This is a genomic window from Lacisediminihabitans sp., from assembly GCF_036404185.1.
Taxonomy (GTDB): domain Bacteria; phylum Actinomycetota; class Actinomycetes; order Actinomycetales; family Microbacteriaceae; genus Lacisediminihabitans.
The window spans coordinates 1-4414 of the sequence record NZ_DASWPB010000027.1; the positions used below are offsets into that span (position 1 = coordinate 1).

Genomic DNA, 4414 nt, shown 5'->3' on the forward strand with positions numbered 1-4414 from the left:
GATGCGGAGGGCCGGCTGCTCGCGATCTTCGACGTCTTCGACGAGTGGTTCCACCGGGAGGACTTCGAGGCCTGCACCTTCGTCAACGTGCTGCTGGAGATGGGAGCCGATCATCCTCTCGGCCGGGCCAGCACGAGTCACCTGGCCCACATCCGGCAGATGGTAAGTGATTTCGCCGTCGAGGCGGGCCTGCGCGATCCGGAGGAGTTCGCGCTGTCCTGGCACATCCTCATGAAGGGCTCGATCGTCGAGGCCAGCGAGGGGCACCGCGGAGCGGCGTTGAGGGCGAAACGCATGGGCATCGCTCTCATCGAGAGCCACCGCCTCTAGCCCTTCGGCTGCAGCTGCACGACGATCGGGCGATGGTCGCTGCCGTCGCCATCGAGGTTCTGGACGACGCGCATCCCGGTGACCCGCCAATCCGGTGTGGTCATCACGTGGTCGATCGGTGCGCCGAGTAGCGCGGGAAGCGAGCTGGGCCAGGTGCCGACGGCCGCGTTCTTCGTCTGGAGCGCCGCATCCGCGCAGTTGCCGAGGGTGCTGGAGCGGCCGTCGCCGAGGCCGGCGAAATGATCGAGGGTGGAGTTGAAGTCGCCTGCCATGATGACGTCCCTGCCCGCGCAGAATCCGGCGATCGTGCGGAGGTCGGCCCGCCAGTTGACAAGCTCCTTCGGCGTCGGAGCCACGGCGTGCACCGCGACGATCACGGGCCCCGATCCGTCGTCGGGGGCGAGGACGACACTCGGCAGGGTCGAGGTCGAACCGGCCTTCTCGTCGACGGAGTAGGCCCCGAGATCGGTGCTGGTGAGCACGGAGGTCGATCGTGCCTTCGAGATGTGGTCGAAGGCGATCGTGTGCACCCACATCGGACGTCCGCCGTCCTTCATGAGGCCCGCGACGGCGACCGCGGTCTGGTTGCTCGTCTCCGGCAGGGTGACGATGTCGGCATCGGAGCTGAGGGCCAGTTCGGCGATCGCCTGGGCGCCGGGGGCGTCGCCCAGCGTGTTCCAGGACATCACGGTGATGTCGGAGTCTGCCTTGGTCTGGAAGGCGGTGTCGCCGAATCCTCGGGTGGCGAGCACCGCGGTGCTGACCAGGGCGAAGGCAAGCAGCAGCAGCGCGAGGGAGGATCCCAGCCGACGGAAGGCGCGACTGAGGAGGGCGAGCAGGCCGAGCGCGATCATGAGGATCACCGCGGCGGCGATCGCGGATCCGCGCAGCGACACCAGCTGGGCCGGTCCCACGGTCTGCTGCAGCCCGAAGAGCTGCGGCCAGGCCAGGACCAGCAGCGCGGCGGCGACCACGAGGATCAGGACGGCGGCGAGGAGTCGGCGAAACATGGCTCCTCACCCTAACCAATAGAGTTGACAGATGCCCGGTCACATCGATCCGCGGGGTGCCATCGACCTGCACACCCACAGCAGCGTGTCGGATGGAACCGAGGCCCCGTTCGAGCTCGTCCGCGCGGCGGCGGCGGCGGGGCTCGGGACCATCGCGCTCACCGATCACGATTCGACGGCCGGCTGGTCGGAGGCCTTCGCCGCCGCGGACGAGACGGGCGTGCGAGTGATCCCCGGGATGGAGCTCAGCACCAATTACGGACCGGTGAGCGTGCACATGCTCGCCTACCTGTTCGACCCGCTCGATCCGCGTCTCCTCGCCGAGACCGCCGAGATCCGCGACGGCAGACTGCATCGTGCCGAACGCATCGTGGAGCGGATCGGGCGCGACTACGACCTCACCTGGGCCGACGTGCTCGCGCAGTCGGTCGACGGCGGAACGCTGGGGCGCCCGCATATCGCCGATGCCCTCGTCGCGAAGGGCCATGTCTCCGACCGCAGCGCGGCGTTCCAGAGCATCCTGCACTGGCAGGGCGGCTATTACGAGAAGTACTACGCGCCGTCGCCGCTCGAGGGGGTGCGGATGATCGTCGCCGCGGGGGGCGTTCCCGTTCTCGCGCATCCGGCGACGAGGGGAAGATACCGGGTGATCGAGGAGGAGGCCATCGCCGAACTCGTTGATGCCGGCCTCTTCGGACTCGAGATCCATCACCGGGACAACACCGAGGACGGCAAGGAGCGCCTGTTCGAGCTCGCGGCCAAGTACGACCTCGTCGTCACCGGGTCGAGCGACTATCACGGCGAGGGCAAACCGAACCGTCTCGGTGAGAACACCACCGCACGGGAGGTCCTCGACCGCATTCTCGCGGCGGCGACGGGGACGACCGCCTACCCCGCCTGATTCCGGCCCGCCTCAGCGGTCGCCGGGCGGCATGCGCCCCGCTCCCGGGTCGTGCCGCCGTCCCGCGTGCGCATAACTCCTGCAGATTCGTCTCGGCGGCGCCACGACGCCGGGAAGACACGCCTCAGGACACCGCGGCACGGAAAACCGCAGGAGTTATGCACGAGAAGCGGAGGCGAGCCGTCCGGTGCGGACGCTCGGGGGATCGAGCCTAGGCGGTGGGCGGAACGCTGCCGGTGCTGGGACGACGGGTCCGGTTGCGGCGGCGTCTGGTCGGACCGGAGCCGTCGTGCGTTCCCGCGCCCTCGGTCTTCTGGGTGCCCTCCGACCTCGGAGCGTCGTTGGAGACGGCACTCCGGGTGCGGTTGCGATCGCGGCCGTCGCCGCGAGGTGCCCCATCGCGAGCGCCACCCTGGCGGGAGCCGCTCCGTCCGCGGTCGCCGTCCGTCGCGCGGGGCTCGCGCGGGCGAACCGGGCCGGCCGAGGCGAGACGCCCCTTGGTGCCGACCGGGATGTCCAGATCGCTGTAGAGGTGGGGGGAGGAGGAGTAGGTCTCGACCGGCTCCGGTTGGCCCATGTCGAGTGCCTTGTTGATGAGCGACCACTTGTGCATGTCGTCCCAGTCGACGAAGGTGACCGCGATGCCGGTCTTGCCCGCGCGACCGGTGCGGCCGGCACGATGCAGATAGGCGTCGTGGTCTTCGGGGATGGTGTGATTGATCACGTGGGTGACGTCGTTGACATCGATGCCGCGGGCGGCGACATCGGTCGCGATGAGGATGTCCTTCTTGCCCGCCTTGAAGGCGGCCATGGCGCGCTCGCGCTGCTCCTGGTTGAGATCGCCGTGCACGGCTGCGGCGTTGAAGCCGCGGTCGTTCAGCTCCTCGACGAGCTTGGCGGCCGCGCGTTTGGTGCGCGTGAAGATGACGGTCTTGCCGCGACCCTCCGCCTGCAGGATGCGCGCGATGACCTCGTCCTTGTCGAGGGCGTGGGCACGGTAGACGACGTGCTTGATGTTGGCCTGCGTGAGCCCTTCGTCGGGGTCGGTCGCGCGGATGTGGATCGGGCGGTTCATGAACCGGCGGGCGAGGGCGACGATCGGCCCGGGCATCGTCGCGGAGAACAGCATGGTGTGGCGGGTCGGAGAGGTCTGAGCGAAAAGCTTCTCGATGTCGCTGAGGAAGCCGAGGTCGAGCATCTTGTCGGCCTCGTCGAGCACCATCACCTTGACGTCCTTGAGCGAGAGCATGTGCTGGCTCGCGAGGTCGAGGAGGCGGCCGGGGGTCCCGACGACGACCTGCGCTCCGGCCTTGAGCTGTTCGACCTGGCCCTCATACGCCTTGCCACCATAGATCGCCGCGACCTGGGTGGAGCGTCCCGAGGCCGCCATGGTCAGGTCCTCGGCCACCTGTACGCACAGCTCGCGGGTCGGCACGACCACAAGCGCCTTGACACCGGGCTCCGGGTTCTGGCCGAGCTCCTGCAGCAGGGGAAGGCCGAAACCGAGGGTCTTGCCCGTTCCCGTCTTGGCCTGTCCGATGATGTCCTGGCCGTCCAGTCCCATGGGGATGGTCTGCACCTGGATGGGGAAGGGCTCGAGGATGCCCTTGGCGGCGAGTGAGTCAACCATGTCCTGGTCGACGTTGAGGTCTTTAAAAGTTGTGATGATCGTGGCCCTGTCTTGAAGCGGCTACGCCCGCTTTGACCTGGGGCGTGCTCAACCTCCACCAGAAATGGGAGGTAATTGACGTCAGTTTACCGCGATTCGCCGCAAAAATGCTGCGTGGCCCTCCGTGCGGCCTGTCGGCGTCCTCCCGGATAGGCTATGCGCGTGGCCTCCTTTTTCCGGCGTCGGCAGAAGCGCGTTGATGTCCCCCGTCTGAAACCGCGCCGCGAGACGGCCGCGAATGCCACTCGAGTGGACCTGGCCGAGCTCACCCCGGAGCTCGTTCCCTACCTCGGCCAGGCCGCATACCTGCAGCTGGTCATCTTCGAGACCCTGAGCAAGGCGGTCAGCAGCGCGCCATCGGCGGCGGCCAAGGAGGCGGTCAGCCACGCCGCGGCGCTGTCGCTCGCGCGGCATCACGGCCTCGCCGCCGAGCTGACCCGGAAGGGTGTGGTGCCCGGTGAGGCCATGGCGCCCTATGTCGATCGCATCGACGAGTTCTCCCGG

General features: G+C 68.3%; 4 protein-coding genes and 1 pseudogene. 3 read left to right on the top strand and 2 right to left on the bottom strand.

The genetic code is table 11. The features are described 5' to 3' along the window. Nucleotides 1-330 (top strand): annotated as a pseudogene (locus VGC18_RS01490) (TetR family transcriptional regulator); the annotation flags it as partial. Here VGC18_RS01490 and VGC18_RS01495 read toward each other — a convergent pair. Beyond that, on the bottom strand, nucleotides 327-1340 hold the full coding sequence (locus tag VGC18_RS01495) for an endonuclease/exonuclease/phosphatase family protein (protein ID WP_331093492.1): 1014 nt from the start codon (nucleotides 1338-1340) through the stop codon (nucleotides 327-329). The pseudogene VGC18_RS01490 and the gene VGC18_RS01495 sit on opposite strands and share 4 nt — an antisense overlap. 31 nt (nucleotides 1341-1371) lie before the next feature. Between VGC18_RS01495 and VGC18_RS01500 the strand changes: the two genes are divergently transcribed. Further along, nucleotides 1372-2241 (top strand): PHP domain-containing protein, encoded by an 870-nt coding sequence (locus VGC18_RS01500; protein WP_331093495.1) that lies wholly within the window; start codon nucleotides 1372-1374, stop codon nucleotides 2239-2241. Nucleotides 2242-2452: 211 nt separating this feature from the next. Here VGC18_RS01500 and VGC18_RS01505 read toward each other — a convergent pair whose 3' ends face one another. Continuing rightward, on the bottom strand, nucleotides 2453-3871 hold the full coding sequence (locus VGC18_RS01505) for a DEAD/DEAH box helicase (protein ID WP_331093497.1): 1419 nt from the start codon (nucleotides 3869-3871) through the stop codon (nucleotides 2453-2455). A gap of 201 nt (nucleotides 3872-4072) precedes the next feature. On the opposite strand from VGC18_RS01505, the gene VGC18_RS01510 reads away from it, so the two are divergent. Beyond that, nucleotides 4073-4414 (top strand): ferritin-like fold-containing protein (locus VGC18_RS01510; protein WP_331093499.1); only part of this gene is annotated, 342 nt, incomplete at its 3' end.

What these genes read in the sequence shown, in the direction of transcription:
- VGC18_RS01495 (WP_331093492.1), bottom strand. Translation starts at nt 1,340, where the DNA reads ATGTTTCGCCGACTCCTCGCCGCCGTCCTGATCCTCGTGGTCGCCGCC.
- VGC18_RS01500 (WP_331093495.1), top strand. Translation starts at nt 1,372, where the DNA reads ATGCCCGGTCACATCGATCCGCGGGGTGCCATCGACCTGCACACCCAC.
- VGC18_RS01505 (WP_331093497.1), bottom strand. Translation starts at nt 3,871, where the DNA reads ATGGTTGACTCACTCGCCGCCAAGGGCATCCTCGAGCCCTTCCCCATC.